14 protein-coding genes are annotated in these 20,971 nt (G+C 69.6%); 7 read left to right on the top strand and 7 right to left on the bottom strand.

The window, feature by feature from the left end:
• The first annotated feature begins 76 nt into the window (after positions 1–76).
• The 4 genes from ACFT32_RS31225 (at position 77) to ACFT32_RS31240 (ending at position 5,946) form a co-directional block, all read left to right on the top strand.
• On the top strand, positions 77–868 hold the full coding sequence (locus ACFT32_RS31225; RefSeq protein ID WP_382495972.1) for an ATP-binding cassette domain-containing protein: 792 nt from the start codon (positions 77–79) through the stop codon (positions 866–868).
• Positions 865–2,166 (top strand): sugar ABC transporter permease, encoded by a 1,302-nt coding sequence (locus tag ACFT32_RS31230; protein WP_382495974.1) that lies wholly within the window; start codon positions 865–867, stop codon positions 2,164–2,166. The genes ACFT32_RS31225 and ACFT32_RS31230 overlap by 4 nt, the downstream gene beginning before the upstream one ends.
• A 188-nt stretch (positions 2,167–2,354) precedes the next feature.
• A complete protein-coding gene (gene dxs, locus ACFT32_RS31235; protein ID WP_382495976.1) occupies positions 2,355–4,286 on the top strand; it encodes a 1-deoxy-D-xylulose-5-phosphate synthase in 1,932 nt (643 codons plus the stop codon).
• Between the two features lie 160 nt (positions 4,287–4,446).
• A complete protein-coding gene (locus ACFT32_RS31240; RefSeq protein WP_382495978.1) occupies positions 4,447–5,946 on the top strand; it encodes an amino acid permease in 1,500 nt (499 codons plus the stop codon).
• A gap of 148 nt (positions 5,947–6,094) precedes the next feature.
• Here the strand turns inward: ACFT32_RS31240 and ACFT32_RS31245 are convergent, their stop codons facing one another.
• On the bottom strand, positions 6,095–6,466 hold the full coding sequence (locus ACFT32_RS31245) for an NTP pyrophosphohydrolase (RefSeq protein WP_382495980.1): 372 nt from the start codon (positions 6,464–6,466) through the stop codon (positions 6,095–6,097).
• 82 nt (positions 6,467–6,548) lie between these two features.
• On the opposite strand from ACFT32_RS31245, the gene ACFT32_RS31250 reads away from it, so the two are divergent.
• The 3 genes from ACFT32_RS31250 (at position 6,549) to ACFT32_RS31260 (ending at position 10,829) form a co-directional block, all read left to right on the top strand.
• Positions 6,549–7,565, top strand: coding sequence for a hypothetical protein (locus tag ACFT32_RS31250; protein ID WP_382495982.1), 1,017 nt, complete (start codon positions 6,549–6,551; stop codon positions 7,563–7,565).
• 220 nt (positions 7,566–7,785) lie between these two features.
• Entirely contained in the window at positions 7,786–9,057 is a 1,272-nt protein-coding gene (locus ACFT32_RS31255; RefSeq protein ID WP_382495984.1) for a nucleotide sugar dehydrogenase, read from the top strand.
• Entirely contained in the window at positions 9,054–10,829 is a 1,776-nt protein-coding gene (locus ACFT32_RS31260; RefSeq protein WP_382495986.1) for a glycosyltransferase, read from the top strand. The genes ACFT32_RS31255 and ACFT32_RS31260 overlap by 4 nt, the downstream gene beginning before the upstream one ends.
• A gap of 63 nt (positions 10,830–10,892) precedes the next feature.
• Here ACFT32_RS31260 and ACFT32_RS31265 read toward each other — a convergent pair whose 3' ends face one another.
• The 6 genes from ACFT32_RS31265 to ACFT32_RS31290 form a co-directional block, all read right to left on the bottom strand.
• Positions 10,893–12,317: a polysaccharide deacetylase family protein gene (locus tag ACFT32_RS31265; protein WP_382495988.1), complete on the bottom strand. Its 1,425-nt coding sequence runs from the start codon at positions 12,315–12,317 to the stop codon at positions 10,893–10,895.
• 59 nt (positions 12,318–12,376) lie between these two features.
• On the bottom strand, positions 12,377–13,828 hold the full coding sequence (locus tag ACFT32_RS31270; protein WP_382495989.1) for a cellulose binding domain-containing protein: 1,452 nt from the start codon (positions 13,826–13,828) through the stop codon (positions 12,377–12,379).
• Between the two features lie 161 nt (positions 13,829–13,989).
• A complete protein-coding gene (locus ACFT32_RS31275; protein ID WP_382495991.1) occupies positions 13,990–16,119 on the bottom strand; it encodes a 3-hydroxyacyl-CoA dehydrogenase NAD-binding domain-containing protein in 2,130 nt (709 codons plus the stop codon).
• The gene (locus tag ACFT32_RS31280) at positions 16,116–17,333 is read right to left on the bottom strand and encodes a thiolase family protein (protein ID WP_382495993.1); all 1,218 of its coding nucleotides are present in this window, start codon (positions 17,331–17,333) and stop codon (positions 16,116–16,118) included. Before ACFT32_RS31280 ends, ACFT32_RS31275 begins: the two co-directional genes overlap by 4 nt.
• A gap of 122 nt (positions 17,334–17,455) precedes the next feature.
• Positions 17,456–18,496: a LacI family DNA-binding transcriptional regulator gene (locus ACFT32_RS31285; protein WP_382495995.1), complete on the bottom strand. Its 1,041-nt coding sequence runs from the start codon at positions 18,494–18,496 to the stop codon at positions 17,456–17,458.
• The gene (locus ACFT32_RS31290; protein WP_382495997.1) at positions 18,493–20,862 is read right to left on the bottom strand and encodes a glycoside hydrolase family 2 protein; all 2,370 of its coding nucleotides are present in this window, start codon (positions 20,860–20,862) and stop codon (positions 18,493–18,495) included. The genes ACFT32_RS31285 and ACFT32_RS31290 overlap by 4 nt, the downstream gene beginning before the upstream one ends.
• Positions 20,863–20,971 lie beyond the last annotated feature (109 nt).

A 20,971-nucleotide genomic window follows, 5' to 3' on the forward strand; every position in this document is an offset into this window, starting at 1 on the left:
AGCTACGCGGGGCGCCGGAGTGATCACTCCTCCCACACTTCTGCACAACCTCCCGCCGGGTCAGGCGGCGAAGGAGATGGTTCACGTGTCCGCTACGCCCGTGCTGGCGTTGCGCGGGGTCTCCAAGCGGTTCGGTGCCGTACAGGCGCTCACCGACGTAGAGCTTGAGGTCCACGCCGGTGAGGTGGTCGCCCTGGTCGGCGACAACGGCGCCGGAAAGTCCACGCTGGTCAAGACGATCGCCGGCGTGCACCCCATCGATGAGGGCGTCATCGAATGGGACGGCAGGTCCGTCCAGATCAACAAGCCGCACGACGCCCAGAACCTGGGCATCGCGACCGTCTACCAGGACCTCGCGCTGTGCGACAACATCGACGTCGTCGGCAACCTCTACCTGGGCCGGGAGCTCCGCAAGCGCGGCGTCCTGGACGAGGTGGAGATGGAGCGCCGCTCCCGCGAGCTGCTCGACACGCTGTCGATCCGCATCCCCAGCGTGCGCATCCCGATCGCCTCGCTCTCCGGCGGACAGCGCCAGACGGTGGCCATCGCGCGGTCCATGCTCGGCGAGCCGAAGCTGGTCATCCTGGACGAGCCCACCGCCGCCCTCGGCGTCGAGCAGACCGCCCAGGTCCTCGACCTCGTCGAGCGGCTGCGGGAGCGCGGCCACGCCGTCATCCTCATCAGCCACAACATGGCCGACGTCAAGGCCGTCGCGGACAAGGTCGCCGTGCTGCGCCTCGGCCGCAACAACGGCATCTTCGAGGTCAAGTCGACCTCGCAGGAAGAGATCATCTCCGCCATCACCGGCGCCACCGACAACGCCGTGACCCGCCGTGCGGCGCGCACGAACGGGGAGGTTTCCAAGTGAGCATCGACAAGACCTCCGCGGCTACGGGAGCCCCCGAAGACCACGTGGTGGAGAACCCCGAGGCGGCCAAGGCCGCCGTCACGGTCGTCGACCCACGGCTCCTGGTGCGCGAGCAGGGCTTCGCGGGCTACGTCACCGAGTTCAAGCGGAAGATGAAGTCCGGTGACCTGGGCTCCATCCCGGTGGTCGTCGGCCTGGCCATCATCTGGATCATCTTCCAGAGCCTGAACTCCAACTTCCTCACCGCGGGCAACCTGTCCGACATGTCCGTCGCCATGGTCGGCACCGGCATGATCGCCGTCGGCATCGTGTTCGTGCTGCTGCTCGGCGAGATCGACCTGTCGGTCGGCTCGGTCAGCGGTGTGGCGGGCGCGAGCTTCGCCGTGCTCAACGTCACCAACGGCATGAACGAGTGGCTGGCCTTCGTGCTGTCCATCGTCACCGGCACGGTCGCCGGCGCGCTGCACGGCTTCTTCTTCGCGAAGATCGGCGTCCCCGCGTTCGCCGTCACGCTGGCCGGCCTGCTGTTCTGGAACGGCTTCATGCTCCAGATCCTGGGCGACAACGGCACGATCAACCTCGACCCGGACGGGGTCGTGGCCCAGCTGACCAGCTACTACTTCTCCGACGTGGCCGCCGCCTACGGTCTGGCCGCGGTGGTGACCGCCGGGTACTTCCTCAGCTCCTTCCTCGGCAACCGGCGGCGTGAGGCCGCGGGCGTGCCGTCGCGGCCGCTGAGCGAGACGGTGGTGCGGACGGTACTGCTCGCGGTCCTGGCCTTCGCCGTCGCGATCGTCTTCAACCAGTACAAGGGCCTGCCCCTGGCCGTGGTGATCTTCATCGTGGTGCTCCTGGTCACGGACTTCGTGCTGCGGCGTACGGCGTACGGGCGGAAGGTGTTCGCGCTCGGCGGCAGCGTCGAGGCGTCGCGGCGTGCCGGTATCAATGTCGAGGTGGTCCGGATCTCGGTGTTCGCGATCGCCGGGACCTTCGCCGCGGTCGGCGGTCTGTTCATCGCGTCGAAGATCGCCGCGGCGAACCAGGGCGCGGGCGGCGGTGACCTGCTGATGAACGCGATCGCCGCCGCGGTGATCGGCGGTACGTCGCTGTTCGGCGGCCGCGGGCGGACGTGGAACGCGCTGCTCGGTGTGCTGGTGATCGTGTCGATCCAGTACGGGCTCGCCCTGGAGGGCATCGCCTCTCCGGTGCAGTACATGATCACCGGTGGTGTGCTGTTGGCCACGGTCGTGATCGACGCGGTGACGCGCAAGACGCAGAAGACCGCGGGCCGCGCGTAGCGCCGGCCGACCCCCTGTGCCCGGCACCGGCAGGTGCCGGGCACAGTTGTGTCGTAGGTGTGGCACAACTTGGGTACAGCCGAATGCGTGATGTATCCCCCACGGCCTCGGCGCAGTCCTCAGGAGCGGAACATTAGACTCGACACGCCCGGCAACTGCTCGATCAGCTCTACTGCAAGGAGGCACGGGTGCCGCTGCTGACCCGTATCAGGGGACCGCGCGATCTGGACCGGCTCAGCCTGGAGGAGCTGAACCAGCTGGCGGAGGAGATCCGGAGCTTCCTCGTCGAAGCGGTCTCCAAGACCGGCGGTCACCTCGGCCCCAATCTCGGCGTGGTGGAGCTCACCATCGCCCTGCACCGGGTCTTCGACTCGCCCAGGGACAAGGTGCTCTGGGACACCGGCCACCAGTCCTACGTCCACAAGCTGCTCACCGGCCGTCAGGACTTCTCCAAGCTCAAGATGAAGGGCGGCCTGTCCGGCTACCCCTCGCAAGGAGAGTCCGAGCACGACGTCATCGAGAACTCGCACGCCTCGACCGTCCTCGGCTGGGCCGACGGCATCGCCAAGGCCAACCAGATCAAGGACCGCGACGACCACGTGGTCGCCGTGATCGGTGACGGCGCCCTGACCGGCGGCATGGCCTGGGAGGCGCTGAACAACATCGCCGACGCCAAGGACCGGCCCCTGGTCATCGTCGTCAACGACAACGAGCGGTCCTACGCGCCGACCATCGGCGGCCTCGCCAACCACCTCGCCACGCTGCGGACGACGGACGGCTACGAGCGGTTCCTCGCCCGCACCAAGGAGGTGCTGGAGCGCACCCCCGTCGTCGGCCAGGCGCTCTACGACACCCTGCACGGCGCCAAGAAGGGCCTCAAGGACTTCATCGCCCCGCAGGGCATGTTCGAGGACCTCGGCCTGAAATACGTCGGCCCGATCGACGGACACGACCTCGAGGCCCTGGAGTCCGCGCTCGCCAAGGCCAAGCGGTTCGGCGGCCCGGTCATCGTGCACTGCCTCACCGAGAAGGGCCGCGGCTACCAGCCCGCCCTCCAGGACGAGGCCGACCGCTTCCACGCCGTCGGCAAGATCCACCCCGACACCGGCCTGCCCATCAAGAGCTCCGGCGCCGACTGGACCTCCGTCTTCGGCGACGAGATGGTCGAACTCGGCAAGGAGCGCGAGGACATCGTCGCCATCACGGCCGCGATGCTCCAGCCGGTGGGCCTGGAGAAGTTCGCCAAGCGCTTCCCCGACCGGGTCTACGACGTCGGCATCGCCGAGCAGCACGGCGCCGTCTCGGCGGCCGGCCTGGCGACGGGCGGAGTGCACCCCGTGTTCGCGGTGTACGCCACCTTCCTCAACCGCGCCTTCGACCAGGTGCTGATGGATGTGGCCCTGCACAAGTGCGGTGTCACCTTCGTGCTGGACCGGGCCGGTGTCACCGGCACCGACGGGGCCTCCCACAACGGCATGTGGGACATGTCGATCCTTCAGGTCGTGCCGGGGCTGCGGCTGGCCGCGCCGCGGGACGCCGACCAGGTCCGCGCGCAGCTGCGCGAGGCCGTCGCGGTCGACGACGCGCCGACCGTGGTCCGCTTCTCCAAGGGCGCTGTCGGTCCCGCCGTACCCGCCGTCGGCCGCGTCGGCGGCATGGACGTGCTGCGCGAGCCCGGCACCGACCGGCCGGACGTCCTGCTGGTCTCCGTCGGCGCCCTCGCGCCGATGTGCCTGGAGATCGCCGGGCTGCTCGACAAGCAGGGCATCTCCGCCACCGTCGTCGACCCGCGCTGGGTCAAGCCCGTCGACGAGGCCATGGCCCCGCTCGCCGAGCGGCACCGCGTGGTCGTCACCGTCGAGGACAACAGCCGGGTCGGCGGTGTGGGATCGGCGATCGCGCAGGCACTGCGTGACGCGGGTGTGGATGTGCCGCTGCGGGACTTCGGTATCCCGCCGCGCTTCCTCGACCACGCCACGCGTGCCGAGATCCTCGCCGAGATCGGCCTCACCGCCCCGGACATCGCCCGGCAGGTGACCGGGCTGGTCGCCAAGCTGGACGGGCGGTACGAGCGGGGCGCGGTGGACTCGGTGGAGTCCGTGGAGTCCGTGCGCGACTGACGCGGCTCGCGGCCGACGCCGCCGAACGGGTTCCGATGGGCCGGTTTTCCCACCATGAGGGTGGTGGAACCGGCCCATTGGCGTGAATCAGTCCGCGCCGGGGCATACGGAGTGTGCCACCTCTCGATCATGTCGAGGACGACAAGCGTGGGAGGTACCCGTGAGCAGCACCCTCTTCCGGACGAAGAAGGTCGAGCAGTCCATCCTCGACACCGAGGAGCCAGAACACGCGCTCAAGAAGTCCTTGTCCGCGTTGGATCTGACCGTCTTCGGCGTCGGCGTGATCATCGGCACCGGCATCTTCGTACTCACCGGAACTGTCGCCAAGGACAACGCCGGGCCCGCGACGGCCCTGGCATTCGTCGCGGCCGGCGTCGCCTGCGCCCTGGCCGCACTCTGTTACGCCGAGTTCGCGTCCACGGTCCCGGTCGCCGGGTCCGCCTACACGTTCTCGTACGCGTCCCTCGGAGAACTGCCCGCCTGGATCATCGGCTGGGACCTGGTTCTGGAGTTCGCGCTGGGGACGGCGGTGGTGGCCGTCGGCTGGTCGGGCTACATCCAGTCGCTCATGGAGAACGCGGGCTGGACGATGCCCGCGGGTCTGGGCAGCCGGGAGGGCGCCGACGCCTTCGGCTTCGACATCCTCGCCGCCGCGCTCGTCCTTGTCCTCACCGGCATCCTCGTCATCGGCATGAAGCTGTCCGCGCGGATCACGTCGGTCGTCGTCGCCATCAAGGTGACGGTCGTCATGGTCGTGATCATCGCGGGTGCGTTCCTCATCAAGGGCGACAACTACGACCCGTTCATCCCCGAGGAGAAGCCGGTACCGGCCGGCTCCAGTCTCGATTCCCCACTGATCCAGCTCATGTTCGGCTGGGCGCCCTCCAACTTCGGCGTGATGGGCATCTTCACCGCCGCCTCCGTCGTGTTCTTCGCCTTCATCGGCTTCGACGTCGTGGCCACGGCCGCGGAGGAGACCAAGAACCCGCAGCGCGACATGCCGCGCGGCATCCTCGGCTCCCTCATGATCTGCACGACGCTGTACGTCCTCGTGTCGATCGTCGTCACCGGTATGCAGCACTACAGCGAGCTGTCGGTCGACGCGCCGCTCGCCGACGCCTTCAAGGCGACCGGGCATCCGTGGTTCGCGGGCTTCATCAGCTTCGGGGCCGCGGTCGGCCTGACGACGGTGTGCATGATCCTGCTCCTCGGCCAGACCCGGGTGTTCTTCGCGATGAGCCGTGACGGACTGCTGCCGCGGTTCTTCTCGCGCGTCCACCCGCGGTTCAAGACCCCGCACCGGCCGACGATCCTGCTCGGTGTGATCATCGCGGTGCTGGCGGGCTTCACGCCGCTGACCGAACTCGCCGCGCTGGTGAACATCGGCACGCTGTTCGCCTTCGTGGTCGTCGCCATCGGTGTGATCATCCTCCGCAAGACGCGTCCCGACCTGCCCCGGGCCTTCCGGACCCCGTGGGTGCCGGTCATCCCGATCCTGTCGGTGTGCGCCTCACTCTGGCTGATGATCAACCTGCCCGCCGAGACATGGGTGCGGTTCGGCATCTGGATGGCCGCCGGGTTCATCGTGTACTTCCTCTACGGCCGCACGCACAGCCGCCTCGTGACGGGAGAGGAACCGAAGACAGAGAGCACGCCGTAGCAGCCGCCGTGGGGTGTCGCTCCCGCTTGGCCGCGGGCATGCGTGCCGTTGGGGGCGGCACGGGTGGGCGCGGCGGCACCCCGCTACGCCGGGCTGCGGACCCACCCGGCCTCGGCTCCGGACACCGGGCCCCTGCACACCGGGGCCCCTACGGCCGCACCGTACGCGGCCCCGTCACCTCCGCCCCCAGCTCCCCGACCCGCCGCCGCAGCTCCCGGTCCGCCGTGACCACGAGTACGGACCGCCCGGCCGCCCCCGCGACCACCTCCACGATGTGATCGTCACCGCTGCCCGGTGCCGACTCCACCCGCACTCCCGGCACCGACTCCACCCCCCGAGCCGCCCCCTCCACCACGAGCACGATCTCCACCGGCCCGGAAACACCCGGCACCCCCTCCGACGCCAACCGGTCCCGCAGCCGCTCCGCGGCACCCCGTCGGTCCCGCCACCAGCCGTCCGGTACCGACCCGACGACGTTCGCGGCGTCGACGACGACGAGGACAGGCGCGTTGTCGTTCATGCGGCCAGGGTCGCACGGCGGTTGTCGGCCAGGCAGGGGGCGGGCCGGGCGCCGAGCCGTCCCGCACGACTAAAGTGAACTGGTGAACGGCGACTGGCTCATCCGCGGCCGCGACGGCCGCCTCACCGTCTATCTCCCCTCCGGCGACGCCGTCCTGTGCCGTGCGGAACGCGGGCCCGCGGGCCCCTGGGACGCCGCCCGCACCGTCGGCGGCGGCCAGAAGCTGCACCCGGGTCAGGCGATCGGGCAGGGCGCCGACGGCTACGCCCATCTGGCCGCCTGGCGGCCCACCGTGCCCGGCGAGTCGGGGCTCGTGCACTCGACGCACTTCCGGCCCCGGCTCGCGCCCCTGGACTGGGTCTCGATCGGGCACCCGGACAAGAAGGGCGACCGGACGGGCCCGCCGGCCGTGGCCGTGGACTCGGCGGGGCGTGGCTATGTCTTCGTCCGCAACAAGGGCGGCGGGGTGAGCCTGCGCAACCAGAAGGAGAAGGGCGGCTGGGGGCCCTGGCAGAACCTCGAAGGGCACGATGTGGAGGGCGAGCCGGCCGCCGTGACGGGGGAGTCGGGGCTTGTGGAGGTGTACGCCTCCGTGCCCGGCGGGGTGCTGCACTGGCGGCAGGAGGAGCCGGGCAGGACGCCGGTGCGGACGGAGGGCGTCGAGGTGCCCGTCCGGCCGGGGACGCTGCGGGCGCTCGCCACCTCCGCCGAGCACACGACCCTCTTCTTCACGGACACCTCGGGCGACGTGTGCGCCTGGCGGCCGGGCGAGAAGCCGGTGACGCTCATCGCCTCCGCCGGGCCGGGGCCGGTGTCCGCCGTGCGCTGTGACATCGAGGGGCACGACTGCACCGTGCTCGCCCAGCGGTCGGCGAGCGGCCGGGTCGCCTTCGCCGCCTATCCGACCGAACAGGAGTCGGCCGGTGCATGGTGGACCGAGTCCGGCCCTCAGTTGCCCTCGGACGCCGTGGTGGCGGTGGCGCTCGACGAGGACGACGAGGTCGTAGCGGCTTCCCTCTCACCCTCGACCGGGACCCTGCTTCTCACCCGTCGCAAGGACGAACCCGGGCTCGCCCTGGAGGCCTGGCGGGAGATCTGACACCCGGACAGGACCGTTCCTTTTGTGGCTCCCGTCGCTCCAGACACACCAGGTGTGTCAAGGGTTGTACGGATGTGTGCGTGACAAGGCGCACCTCGGGTGAACGTGGTCAAAAAGTGAAGGTCTTGTTAACCTCTTCGCACTTGTTCGATTTTGCTCGGGGGGGGCCGGTTGCTGTGCGCCTGGCCGGGGCCGTGGCAACGGGGTTGGGAATGATGTCGTGAGCAGATCCTCCACGGTGGATCTTGTTGTTGTCGGACTCGGTTACGTGGGGCTGCCGTTGGCCAGGTCCGCGGCCGCCGCGGGACTGAAGGTGGTCGGCCTCGACCGCAGCCGCAGGGTGGTCGACGGGCTGAACGCCGGCTGTTCGCATGTGGACGACATCACCGACTCCGATGTGCGCGCCATGCTGGAGCGGGGCTTCGAGGCCACCGACGGGGCCGAGGTCATCGCGGATGCCGCCGCCGTCGTGGTGTGCGTGCCGACGCCGCTCACCGACCACGGTGCTCCCGACCTCGGCGCGGTGCACGCCGCCGTGGACGACATCGCCGCCCACCTCAGGGCCGGCACGCTCGTCGTGCTGGAGTCGACGACGTACCCGGGGACCACCGACGAGGTCGTCAGGCCGCGGCTGGAGGCCGGGGGACTGCGGGTCGGGGCCGACTTCCATCTCGCCTTCTCGCCCGAGCGCATCGACCCGGGGAACCCCCACTTCGGGCTGGAGAACACGCCCAAGGTCGTCGGCGGCATCACGGCCGACTGCACCAAGGCCGCCCGCGCCCTCTACGAGCGTTTCGTGAACCGGGTCGTCGAGGCCAAGGGCACCCGCGAGGCCGAGATGGCCAAGCTGCTGGAGAACACCTACCGGCACGTCAACATCGCGCTCGTCAACGAGATGTCGATGTTCTGCCGTGAGATCGGCGTCGATCTGTGGGACGCGATCCGGTGCGCGTCCACGAAGCCGTTCGGGTTCGCGCCCTTCTACCCCGGCCCGGGCGTCGGCGGGCACTGCATTCCGATCGACCCCAACTACCTTTCTTACAAGGTGCGTTCGCTGGGCATCCCGTTCCGGTTCGTGGAGCTGGCGCAGGAGATCAACCAGCGGATGCCCGTGCATGTCGTCAACCGGGCGGCCGATCTGCTCAACGACCAGGGGAAGGCCGTGCGCGGCTCCCGGGTGCTGCTGCTCGGCGTGACCTACAAGCCGGACATCTCCGACCAGCGGGAGAGCCCCGCGCTGGCCGTCGCGGAGAACCTCCTCGCGCGGGGTGCCGAGCTCGTCTACTTCGACCCCCGGGTCGAGGACTGGCGCGTCGGCGGGATGCCCGTCGAGCGGGCCGGTGACTATCTCGCCGCCGCCGAGACCGCCGACCTGACCGTCCTGCTCCAGCCGCACCGCGAGATCGACCTCGGCGAACTCGCCGACCGCGCCCGGGCGTTGTTCGACACCCGGGGCAAATCCGCCGACCACCCGCGGGTGGTCAAGCTGTGACTTCCGAAGATACGTACATACCCGGGGCCGTCGACTCCGGTGGGCGTCGAGCGCACCGGAAGCGGCGGCACCTGAAGGTCTCGTACTTCGTCTTCCTGGGCCTGGCCGCGCTGATCGCCACCCGGCTCGACGCCGGCTCCCTGCACCTGTACTCCATGGGTGCCATGGGCCTGCTGACCCTGAAGATGTTCGGCGCGCTCTTCTACCGTCCGGCCAAGGCCGGGCGGGAGGAGCTGGAGTACCTGGAGAACGCCTGGGTCACCGCGGTCATCCCGATCTACAACGAGGACCCGGTGATGTTCGAGCAGGGCATGCGCAGCCTCCTCGCGCAGAGCCGCCTGCCGAACGAGATCCACATCATCGACGACGCCAGCGCCAACGACTCCGGCATCAGGGCCGCGAAGAAGATGCGCCGCGAGTTCGAGGCCAAGGGCGTCAAGTACACCGTCAGCGTGCAGCCCGAGAACAAGGGCAAGCGTGAGGCGCTGGCGCTGGGCTTCGAGGCCGCCCCGTACTCCGACATCTTCCTCTGCGTCGACTCGGACACCGTGCTGTCCCGGGACACAGTGCGCGAGCTGCTGATGCCGCTGGCCGACGAGAAGATCATGGCCTCCACCGGCATGGTGCTGGCGCTCAACCACGACAGCAACATCTTCACCCGCCTCCAGGACCTGCGCTACGGCAACTCGTTCCTCTTCGAGCGGGCCGCCTACTCCCGGCTGAAGTCGGTGCTGTGCTGCTGCGGCGCCCTGTCGGCGTACCGCGGCACGCTGGTGCGCAAGTACCTGCCGGACTTCCTCAACCAGCAGTTCCTGGGCAAGCCGGCCGTCTTCGGCGACGACCGCCGGATGACCAACTACTGCCTGATAGAGGGCCAGGTCGTCTTCCAGGAGACGGCCGTCGGCTACACCGCCGTCCCCGAGAAGCTGCCGCACTTCCTGCGCCAGCAGGTCCGCTGGAACAAGTCCTTCTTCCGCGAGTCGCTGTGGGCCTTCCGGCACCAGAAGAAGTACCGGCCGGCCTTCTGGCTGACCTGCATGGAACTCGCGCTGTGGCTGGTCTTCGGCTCGGCGATGTTCTACTCGATGGTCATCCTGCCCATCATCAAGCCCCAGCAGTTCGTCCACCACATCGGCGACTACCTCGTCTTCATGGTGCTGATGGGCTATCTGCGCAATGTGCGGTACCTCGACTTCCCGCGGCGCGGGATGGGCTTCATCAAGCGGTTCGGCATGTTCCTGCTCGCGCCGATCTACGGCGTGATCCAGCTGACCCTGCTGACCCCGCTGCGCTTCTATGCCCTGTTCACCCTGCACAAGGGGAGCTGGGGCACCCGCCAGGGCGGCGTCGAGGTGTCCGTGGCCGGTGATCACGAGAACGATGTGACGGAGATCTTCGAGGAAGAGGACCCGTACTCCGACAAGAAGGTCACCGAGACGCTCCAGTTGATGCGTCTGGAGGGCGTGGCCCTGCGCACCCGGCCCCGCCCGACGGGCGGCATCCCCTCCCAGCCGCAGCCGATCCCCGGCTACGACGAGGAGCAGCACGCGGCGGCACCGCAGCAGCGTGTGAGCTGGGGGGCGCCGGCCCCGGCCGGGCAGCAGCAGTGGCAGGGCGAATACGAAGGGCAGCACGGGTACCCCGACCCGTACCAGCAGCAGTATCAGGGGCACGGCTATCCGCCGCAGCAGGGCGCGTACCCGTACCAGGACCCCTCCTGGCAGCAGCAGGGGCAGCAAGGACGGCAGGGGGACGGCCAGGGCGGCTGGTAGGCCCTCGGAGAAGAACACGGGAGAGGGGCGGCCGGGGGGCCGCCCCTCTCCCGTGTCCGGGCCTCAGGTGTACGAGGCCATGGCCTCCTCGACCGTCAGCACCGGGATGTCCCGGTCGTCGATCGCCTTCATCAGGGTCTCGAGACCGGCCTTGCCGATCTCGGTGCTCGTCGCCGGAGGGCCCTCGGTGACCTTGTGCAGACAGAGGATCAGCCAGTCACCGCTGTTCACGCACCGGTCGAGCCGGCCGCCCGCCGCGGTCAGCTTCGACAGCGCCGTACCGCCGATGCCGTTGCCGTCGTTGATGCCGGTCAGTGCCTTGAGGCGGTACGGCATCGCCGGGGCGAACGACTCGATCGTCTCGGAGATGATCGACCGGGCCGTGGTGAAGTGCCGGCTCGCGATCTGGTCGACGGGAACGCCGTCGGACGTCTTCTGGAACGCGCCGTGCGGATAGGCGAAGTGCTCGCTGGTGAAGCCGTTGGACACCAGCCACTCGCGCAGCTTCCGGAAGTCGTCGTCGGCCTGCTCGGCGGTGAGCTTGGGATAGCTGGCCGTGTGGACGGCGTTGGCGTACGAGTGGCCCGCCATCTCCCAGCCGGAGAAGTCCTGCATCGACTTCATCTGGTTCAGCGTCAGGAAGCTGCCCGTGCCGATGGCGTCGGCGATGTTGTAGACCGTGCCGGGGAAGCCGTAGCCGTCCATGACCGGCCGGGCCAGGTCGTGGATCGACTTGTGGGAGTCGTCGAAGGTGATGGAGACGACGCCCTTGGGGAAGACCGAGACCGTGTCCGGTATCAGCTCGACGGCCTGGAGCCGGTAGGTGACCGGGCCGCCCGCGTTGTCGTACACCGCGAACGACATGTCGGTGAAGCCGGTCTTCGTGGACGACTTGCCGTCGGCGCCGATGGAGTACGTGCCGGCCGCCCCGTTGACGTCCGCCCACTGGAGGTGGACCGTCACCCACTCGCCGGACTGGACGTAGTTGGCCCCCGTCTTGGAGTGGGCGTGGATGGTCCAGGCGAAGTGATTCGCGAGGGAGCCGCTGCCCAGGTAGAAGACCATCTTGGCCAGGTTCGTCACGTCGTCGACGCGGAAGACGAGCCGGATCATCTTGCCGGTCAGGCTCATCGCGGACAGGCCGGTCTTGCGGACGTACGACTGCTTGCCGGTGCCGTTGGTGGTGACCCGGACCGACTGGGTGCCCCGCACGAACTGGGACTTGTCGTTCGCCTCGGCCGACGTGGTGCCCGCGCCGCCCGGCGTCCAGCCGTGGCCGGACTGGAACTGCTGGGACCAGCTCGCCCGGCGGTACTTGGGGCGGCGGCCGGAGGGGGCGTAGAGGGGAGGCGTGGTGAGACCTCCGATGGCGCCTTCGGCGGCCGGCGCGGCGGCGGGCTGGGCCACCACCTGGCCCAGCCACGCGCCGCCGCCGGCCATGGCGACGCCTCCTGTACCGCCCATCAGCAGGGCGGAACGCCGGCTCACCACCGGCTTCTTCTCCGCCTCCGCCGCAGCGTGCCTGTGGGCGTTGGACCGCCTTTTCCTCACCGGGACTCCCGAACCGTGTCGAAGTAGTTCATTCCCTTGTCGGTGAAGCCCTCGACCGCGGACTGGACTTCGTTCACCGACAGGGTTTCGTTCGCGTTGTAGTAGAGCCAGTCCACCTTCATGTCCCACGCACGGTCGCCCTTGAACGGCAGATCGATGAACCAGTGGTTGAAGTTCACCGACATGTCGGCGCGCGGGGCGTACTTCCCATTGCTGAGGAAGAGCTTCTCGCCGTCCATCCAGTACGCGACCACGCCGTCCTTCACCCTGATCATCACGGTGTGCCAGGCGTCGAGGCTCTTCTTCGTGGTCTCGTAGACACGGTCGTTCGTCTTGTGGTCGTACCAGGTCACGGTGTCGAGCTTGGGACCGGGCCGGCCCCAGCCGCCGTTGGGCATGTACTCGTTGTCCAGCTCGCTGTACTTCGAGCCCTTGCCGCCGATGGTGTAGAAGGTCTGGTTGACGTGATCGCCGGCGTCTCCGGAGGCCGGCTCGTCGCTGAAGTGGATCCGGGCCGCGTAGGTGCCGTCGCGGAACTTGCTGGCGGCCGTGCCGAGGCTGGCCTGCTTGGTCCCGGCCTTGGTGCCGTCCGTGCTCGCCCGCAGGTTGAGCACCTGGCCGTCGGCCAGGGAGCCCTTGGCGGTGGGGAAGGTGACGCCGTCGGCCGACCAGGTGTTCTCGACTCCGGGGCCGCCCTTGCTGGTGCGGACCAGCCAGCCGTGCTTGAACAGGGCCGGGTCCTTGGCGCCCTGGTAGGTGAAGTCGTCGAAGAGCACCCCGGCCGGGGGAGCGGGCACCGGGTCGGGCGCGGCGGCCTTCGCCGAGGCCTTCTTCTCGTCGCTCGCCTTGGTGCCGTCCGGCTCCTCGCCCCAGGCGAGGACGCCCCGCTTGTACGCGGTGACGTTCTCCGCCTCCTTGTAGCTCGTCATCTCGGCGTCGAAGGAGCGGTCGTCGGACTGCTTCAGCTTCTTGTGGTCGGTGCGGAAGAGCTGGAGGTCGATGCCCTTGCTGTTGGCGCCGGGCTTCAGGCTGCCCGCGCCTTTCCCGAACCTGACCTCCAGATAGTGGTCGGCGGTGTCGGTGGCCTTGTCCATCGCGACGACCCGTCCGGCGACGTTCGAGCAGCCGATGGCGACGTTGACGCAGTTGAATGCGTACGGCGCGGCGCCCGGGGCGTCGTCGGCGGTGAAGTAGTACCGGAGCGTCACATCGCTCAACGGCAGTGCCTTCTCGGTGTCGTTGAAGACCTCGAGCGACGGCTTGGCCACCGCGGCCGTCGCCGGAGTGTCGGTCCGGTACCGGACCTTCAGCTCGGGCGGATCCGGGTTCGCCGCCTTCCACACGGGATAGAGCGCCGTGCCGCCGGCGGCGACCACCGCCACGAGGAGAAGGAGTCTGATCTTGGGCCACACCCGGCTTCGGGCAGGGCGGCGGCGGGAGGACGCCACGGAGACTCCTTCTAAGGCATCCGGTGGCCTCTGGTGGAGACCGTCAGAGCCGGGTAAACAATGGTCGGATTGTGTGAGGATCCTATCTGTGTGTGCATACAAAAAGGGGGGCGGGTGCACGGATTGTTACCGTACGCCCCACCCCCCTCAGGGGTTACGCGTTACGCGGGGATGCTCGCCACGCCCTGCGCGAGGAACCTCTTGCCGTTGACCCGCTCGGAGACACCCTCGCGGTCCAGGTACGGCGTGATGCCGCCCAGGTGGAACGGCCAGCCGGCGCCCGTGATGAGGCACAGGTCGATGTCCTGCGCCTCGGCGACGACGCCCTCGTCGAGCATGATCCCGATCTCCTGCGCCACGGCGTCCAGCACGCGGTCGCGGACCTGCTCCTCGGTCAGGACGGAGTCGCCCTGCTTCAGCAGCGCGGCGACCTCGGGGTCCAGCTCCGGCTTCCCGGAGTCGTAGACGTAGAAGCCGCGCTTGCCCGCCTTGACGACGGCCGCGAGGTTCGGGGAGACCGTGAAGCGGTCCGGGAACGCCCTGTTGAGCGTCTCCGAGACATGCAGACCGATCGCCGGGCCGACCAGCTCCAGCAGGACCAGCGGCGACATCGGCAGACCGAGCGGCTCGACGGCCTTCTCGGCGACCGCGACCGGGGTGCCCTCGTCGATGACGTTCTGGATCTCGCCCATGAAGCGCGTCAGGATGCGGTTCACGACGAACGCCGGGGCGTCCTTGGTGAGGACCGCGGTCTTCTTCAGCTTCTTGGCGACGGCGAACGCCGTGGCCAGGGAGGCGTCGTCGGTCTTCTCGCCGCGCACGATCTCCAGGAGCGGGAGGACCGCGACCGGGTTGAAGAAGTGGAAGCCCACGACCCGCTCGGGGTTCTTGAGCTTCGACGCCATCTCGGAGACCGACAGCGAGGAGGTGTTGGTGGCGAAGATGGCGTGCGCCGGGGCGACCGCCTCGACCTCCGCGAACACCTGCTGCTTGACGCCGATCTCCTCGAAGACCGCCTCGATGATGAAGTCGGCGTCCGCGAAGCCCTCGGCCTTGTCCAGCACACCGGACACCAGCGCCTTGAGGCGGTTGGCCTTGTCCTGGTTGATACGTCCCTTGCCGAGCAGTTTGTCGATCTCGGCGTGGACATAGCCCACACCCTTGTCGACGCGCTCCTGGTCGATGTCGGTCAGGACGACCGGCACCTCCAGGCGGCGCAGGAACAGCAGCGCCAGCTGGCTGGCCATCAGACCGGCGCCGACGACACCGACCTTGGTGACCGGGCGGGCCAGGTTCTTGTCCGGGGCGCCGGCCGGGCGCTTGCCGCGCTTCTGCACCAGGTTGAAGGCGTAGATGCCGGAGCGCAGTTCACCGCCCATGATCAGGTCGGCGAGCGCCTTGTCCTCGGCGTCGTAGCCCTGCTGGAGGTCGCCGTTCTTGGCGGCGGCGATGATGTCCAGGGCGCGGTAGGCGGCCGGGGCGGCGCCGTGCACCTTGGAGTCCGCGATGAAACGGCCCTTGGCGACGGCCTGGTCCCAGGCCTCGCCGCGGTCGATCACCGGGCGCTCGATCTCGATCTCGCCCTTGAGGACGGCCGCGGTCCAGATCAGCGACTGCTCCAGGAAGTCCGCGCCCTCGAAGAGCGCGTCGGCGATCCCGAGCTCGTAGACCTGCTTGCCCTTGAGCTGCTTGTTCTGGTTGAGGCTGTTCTCGATGATCACCGAGACGGCCTTCTCCGGGCCGATCAGGTTCGGCAGCAGGGCGCAGCCGCCCCAGCCGGGGACCAGACCGAGGAAGACCTCGGGGAGCGAGAACGCCGGGAGGGCCGCGGAGACGGTGCGGTAGGTGCAGTGCAGACCGACCTCGACACCGCCGCCCATCGCGGCGCCGTTGTAGTACGCGAAGGTCGGGACCGCCAGCTTGGACAGCCGCTTGAAGACCTCGTGGCCGCCCTTGCCGATGGCGAGCGCGTGCTCGTACTCCTTGAGGATCTCCACGCCCTTGAGGTCGGCGCCGACCGCGAAGATGAACGGCTTGCCGGTGAGGCCGACGCCGGTGATCTCGCCGTCCGCCGCCTCCTTCGCGACCTGGTCGATCGCGGCGTCGAGGTTGGCCAGCGATGCCGGGCCGAAGGTGGTCGGCTTGGTGTGGTCCAGGCCGTTGTCCAGGGTGATCAGGGCGAAGCGCCCGGCACCCAGGGGGAGGTCGAAGTGGCGGACGTGCGCCTGTGTGACGACCTCGTCCGGGAACAGGTCGGAAGCCTGCTTCAGAAGCTCGGCGGTGGTGCTCACTTGTCCCCCTCGAAGTGCGGGTTCTCCCAGATGACCGTCGCGCCCATGCCGAAGCCGACGCACATGGTGGTCAGGCCGTAGCGGACGTGCGGCTGCTCCTCGAACTGGCGGGCCAGCTGCGTCATCAGACGGACGCCGGAGGAGGCCAGCGGGTGGCCGAAGGCGATGGCGCCGCCGTACTGGTTGACGCGCGCGTCGTCGTCGGCGATGCCGTAGTGGTCGAGGAAGGCCAGGACCTGGACGGCGAAGGCCTCGTTGACCTCGAACAGGCCGATGTCGGAGATCGACAGGCCCGCCTGGGCCAGCGCCTTCTCCGTGGCCGGGATCGGGCCGTAGCCCATGACCTCCGGCTCGACACCCACGAAGGAGTACGACACCAGACGCATCTTGACGGGAAGGTCGTTCTCCCGCGCGAACTCCTCGGAGGCGATGACCGAGGCGGTGGCGCCGTCGTTCAGACCGGCCGCGTTACCGGCGGTGACCCGGCCGTGCACCCGGAACGGGGTCTTCAGGCCGGAGAGGTTCTCCAGGGTCGTGCCCGGGCGCATCGGCTCGTCGGCGGTGACCAGGCCCCAGCCCGTCTCGCCGGCCTCGGGGGAGGTACGGCGTACGGAGATCGGCACCAGGTCGGCCTGGATCTTGCCGTCGGCGTACGCCTTGGCGGCCTTCTCCTGGGAGCGCACGGCGTACTCGTCGGCGCGCTGCTTGGTGATGTGCGGGTAGCGGTCGTGCAGGTTCTCCGCGGTCATGCCCATGAACAGGGCCGACTCGTCGACCAGCTTCTCGCTCACGAACCGCGGGTTCGGGTCGACGCCCTCGCCCATGGGGTGGCGGCCCATGTGCTCGACACCGCCGGCGATGGCGACGTCGTAGGCGCCGAAGGCGACGGAACCGGCGACCGCGGTCACGGCCGTCAGGGCGCCGGCGCACATGCGGTCGATGGAGTAGCCCGGGACGGACTGCGGGAGACCGGCCAGGATCCCGGCCGTACGGCCGATGGTCAGGCCCTGGTCACCGATCTGCGTGGTCGCGGCGATGGCGACCTCGTCGATCTTCTTCGGGTCGAGACCGGGGTTGCGGCGCAGCAGCTCCCGGATCGCCTTCACGACGAGGTCGTCGGCACGGGTCTCGTGGTAGATGCCCTTCGGTCCCGCCTTGCCGAACGGGGTGCGGACGCCGTCGACGAAGACGACGTCCCTGACGGTACGAGGCACGATGGCTCTCCTCCAGGGTCCGGAACTGCATTGCTGCTGCGAGGTGCGCTGAGCGCGCGCTCAGGCCCATGCTACTTATGGGTAACGTAGCTGCACAGTCCTGACAGGCGGAGCGGTGAAGGTCACACCTTCGGGGGTGCCGTGGACCCCCGAGGCGTCAGCACCGGCGTAGGCACCGGATGCGATCCGGCCGTCCCCTCTCCGGTGATCACCCCGAACAGCGTCCGGGCCACCTCCGCCCCGAACCCGTGCACGTCATGACTCATGGCGGACAGCGTCGGATGCGTCAGCCGGCACAGCTGCGAGTCGTCCCACGCCAGCAGCGAGACGTCGTCCGGCACCCGCAGCCCCATCTCCGCCGCCACCGACAGCCCCGCCACCGCCATGATGTCGTTGTCGTACACGATCGCCGTCGGCCGGTCCGGCGGCGCGGCCGTCAGCAGGGACCGTGTCGCCCGCGCCCCCGCGTCCCCGGAGAAGTCCGTCGCGACCTGCCACGCCCCGGCCAGTGCCAGCGCTCCCGCCGCCTCGTCGAACGCCGCCGTCCGGATGGCCGTGTGCCCGAGGGCCGCCGCCCCGCCGACCCGGGCGATCCGCCGGTGCCCGAGCGCCGCCAGATAGCGCACCGCCTCCGTCACGGCCGTGGCGTCGTCCGTCCACACCGAGGTGAGCCCCCCGGTCAGCGAGGGATGCCCGACCGCGACCACCGGCAGCCCGAGCCGCTCCACCAGGCCCACCCGGGGATCGCCGGCGCGGAAGTCGACCAGGATCGACCCGCCGATCTGCCGCCCCCGCCACCACGCCTCCTGGACCCCGGTCTCCTCGTCCAGATTCCGTACGAGCCGCAGCAGCAGGGAGCAGGAGTGCTCGGCCAGCACGCTCTCGACACCCGAGACGAAATCCATGTACCAGGGCTCGAGCCCCAGCATCCGCGCCGGCCTGCACACCGCGAGACCCACCACGTCCACGCGCGAACCGGCCAGCGTCCGCGCCGTGAGGTTCGGTGCCCAGCCCAGCTCCCGCGCGGCCCGGAAGATCCGGTCCCGGGTCGCCTCCGACAGGCCCGGCTTGTGGTTGAAGGCGAGTGACACGGCACCCTTGGACACACCGGCGAGCGCGGCGACGTCCTTGATGGTGACGCGGGGGGCGGGCGTTGCCGTCATCGAGTGGGCTCCACGCAGTACAGGGCCGAACGAGCATGCCGAGCGTCCGGAGTCTTCCAGCCGCGCACCCCGATGGTCACCTCTTCGCCCGGCAGCAGCGTGACCAGCCCCCGGTCGGCCCGGGCCTGCGGATCCAGCCGGTCGGCCTGGAGCAGCAGATCCCGGACCAGGGTGCGGGCGGTCACGGTGACACCGCCGGGCGCGAGCGCGACATCGAACCGCGGTGCGGGATAGAGGACTTCGCGGTCCGGTACCGGGAAGTGCAGCGCCCGCAGGCCGTCCGCGTCCGCCACCAGGAACTCCTTCGGCCCGTCGGGCGTCAGCTCTGGCGGGACACCGACCCGGGCCACGGCCCGCCTCCCGGCCGCCAGTTCCACATCCGCCCGCCCCAGCACCTCGCCCTCGACGGACACCCGGCGCAGGATCAGCGTCCCCGACCACTCCTCCGCCCCCTGGTTCACGGCGGCCAGCACCAGTTTGCCGTCACCCTCCTGGAGCGTCAGCAACCGGTCCGCGTACAGCCGCTTCAGCTCGTGGTACAGCGGCTTCTCGCGCCCGTCACCGTCGACCGCAGCCCAGGAGGTCACCGGCCAGCAGTCGTTGAGCTGCCAGACGACCGTGCCCGCGCACACCGGCCAGTGCGAGCGCCAGTGCTCGATCCCGGCGGCGACGGCACGCGCCTGGTTGACCTGCGTCAGATAGTGCCAGCGGTCGAAATCCCCGTCCGGCAAGGCGAAATGCCGGGCCAGCCCCCGTTCCAGCTTGCCGTTGCCGTCGTCGGCCTTCTGGTGGTGCAGCATGCCGGGGGAGTCCGGCGCGAGGGCCTCCCCGGGCAGCGCCCGGCGCAGGGTGGCGTACGCGGGCGGCGCCTGCCAGCCGAACTCGGCGACGAACCGCGGCACGCTCAGCCGGTAGTCGGCGTAGTCCTCCCGGTTCCACACCTCCCACGAATGGTGCGTGCCGTGCGCCAGGTCGTTCGGATGGTGCCGCCAAGACCCGGACCAGGGACTGCCCGCCGTGTACGGCCGGGTCGGATCCAGCTCGGCCACCACACGCGGCAGCACGCCCAGGTAGTAGCCCTCGCCCCAGGAGTCCCCGGCCAGCCTCGGCTCCCACGCCCAGTCCCGGAAGCCCCACAGGTTCTCGTTGTTGCCGTTCCACAGCACCAGCGACGGATGCGGCATCAGCCGTACGACGTTCTCCCGCGCCTCGGCCTCCACCTCGCCGCGCAGCGGCTGCTCCTCCGGGTAGGCCGCGCAGGCGAACGGGAAGTCCTGCCAGACCAGCAGCCCGAGTTCGTCGCAGGCGTCGTAGAAGTCCTCGCTCTCGTAGATCCCGCCGCCCCAGATCCGTACGAGGTCCACGCCCGCGGCGGCGGCCTGCTCCAGTCGCTGCCGGTAGCGAGCGCGGGTGATGCGGGACGGGAAGACGTCGTCCGGGATCCAGTTGACGCCGCGTGCGAAGAGCCGCTCGCCGTTGACGACGAGGGTGAACCCGGTGCCGTGCGAATCGGGCCGCCGGTCGAGCTCCACGGTCCGGAAGCCGATCCGCCGCCGCCACACATCCAGGGCGCCGCCATCGCCCAGCAAGCTCAACTCGACGTCGTACAGCGGTTGTTCGCCATACCCGCGCGGCCACCACAGCTCCGCGTCCGGCACCCGGAGCCGTACCGCCCCGTGCGCCCCGTCCAGTTCCGCACGGGCCCGCACCCCGCCCACCGTCGCCTCCACGGCCAGCGGCACCTCTACCCGGGTCCGCTCGACGTCAACGGCCAGTTCGACGACCCCCACACCCTCCTCGACGGTGACCAGCGGACGCACCCGGGCGATCCGGGCCGTCGACCAGTGCTCCAGGCGCACCGGCCGCCAGATCCCGGCCGTCACCAGGGTCGGCCCCCAGTCCCAGCCGAAGGAGCAGGCCATCTTGCGGAGGTACTGATAGGGCTCGGCGTAGGCGGCGGGCCGTTCGCCCAGGCGACCCCGCACGGCCTCGGCCTCGGCGTAGGCGGAGACGAACCGCACCGACAGCAGCCCGGACAGCCCCGTCACATCGAAGCGGTACGAGCGGTGCATGTTCCGCACCGTGCCCAGCGGCCGCCCGTCCAGGGAGATCTCGGCGACGGTGTCGAGCCCGTCGAAGACCAGGTCGGTCTGCTCCTGTGCGCCGGGGACCCCGAGCTCCCGCTCGTACGTCCAGTCCCGGCGCCCCACCCACGCCACCTCTGACTCGCCCTGGCCCAGGAACGGATCCGGGATCACCCCGGCCGCCATCAGGTCGGTGTGCACGCAGCCCGGCACGGAGGCCGGCAGTGTGTCCGACTCGTGCCGCAGGATCCATCCGTCTCCGAGCGGTGTGGCCTCCAGCATGCGCACTCCCTTAACCGGTCCAGTGAAGAGTCGTGTCCAGGTTTCGCATCGTTGGCGGGAATGGGACTTTACCGGTTGAGGAAAGCGCTGTCAGAGTGCCGAACCAGCC

Source organism: Streptomyces sp. NPDC057002 (assembly GCF_042673825.1).
In the GTDB taxonomy this organism is placed as follows: domain Bacteria; phylum Actinomycetota; class Actinomycetes; order Streptomycetales; family Streptomycetaceae; genus Streptomyces.

Coding starts and splice junctions, on each gene's coding strand:
- ACFT32_RS31285 (WP_382495995.1), bottom strand. CDS start 18,496: ATGACGGCAACGCCCGCCCCCCGCGTCACCATCAAGGACGTCGCCGCG.
- ACFT32_RS31245 (WP_382495980.1), bottom strand. CDS start 6,466: ATGAACGACAACGCGCCTGTCCTCGTCGTCGTCGACGCCGCGAACGTC.
- ACFT32_RS31225 (WP_382495972.1), top strand. CDS start 77: ATGGTTCACGTGTCCGCTACGCCCGTGCTGGCGTTGCGCGGGGTCTCC.
- ACFT32_RS31290 (WP_382495997.1), bottom strand. CDS start 20,862: ATGCTGGAGGCCACACCGCTCGGAGACGGATGGATCCTGCGGCACGAG.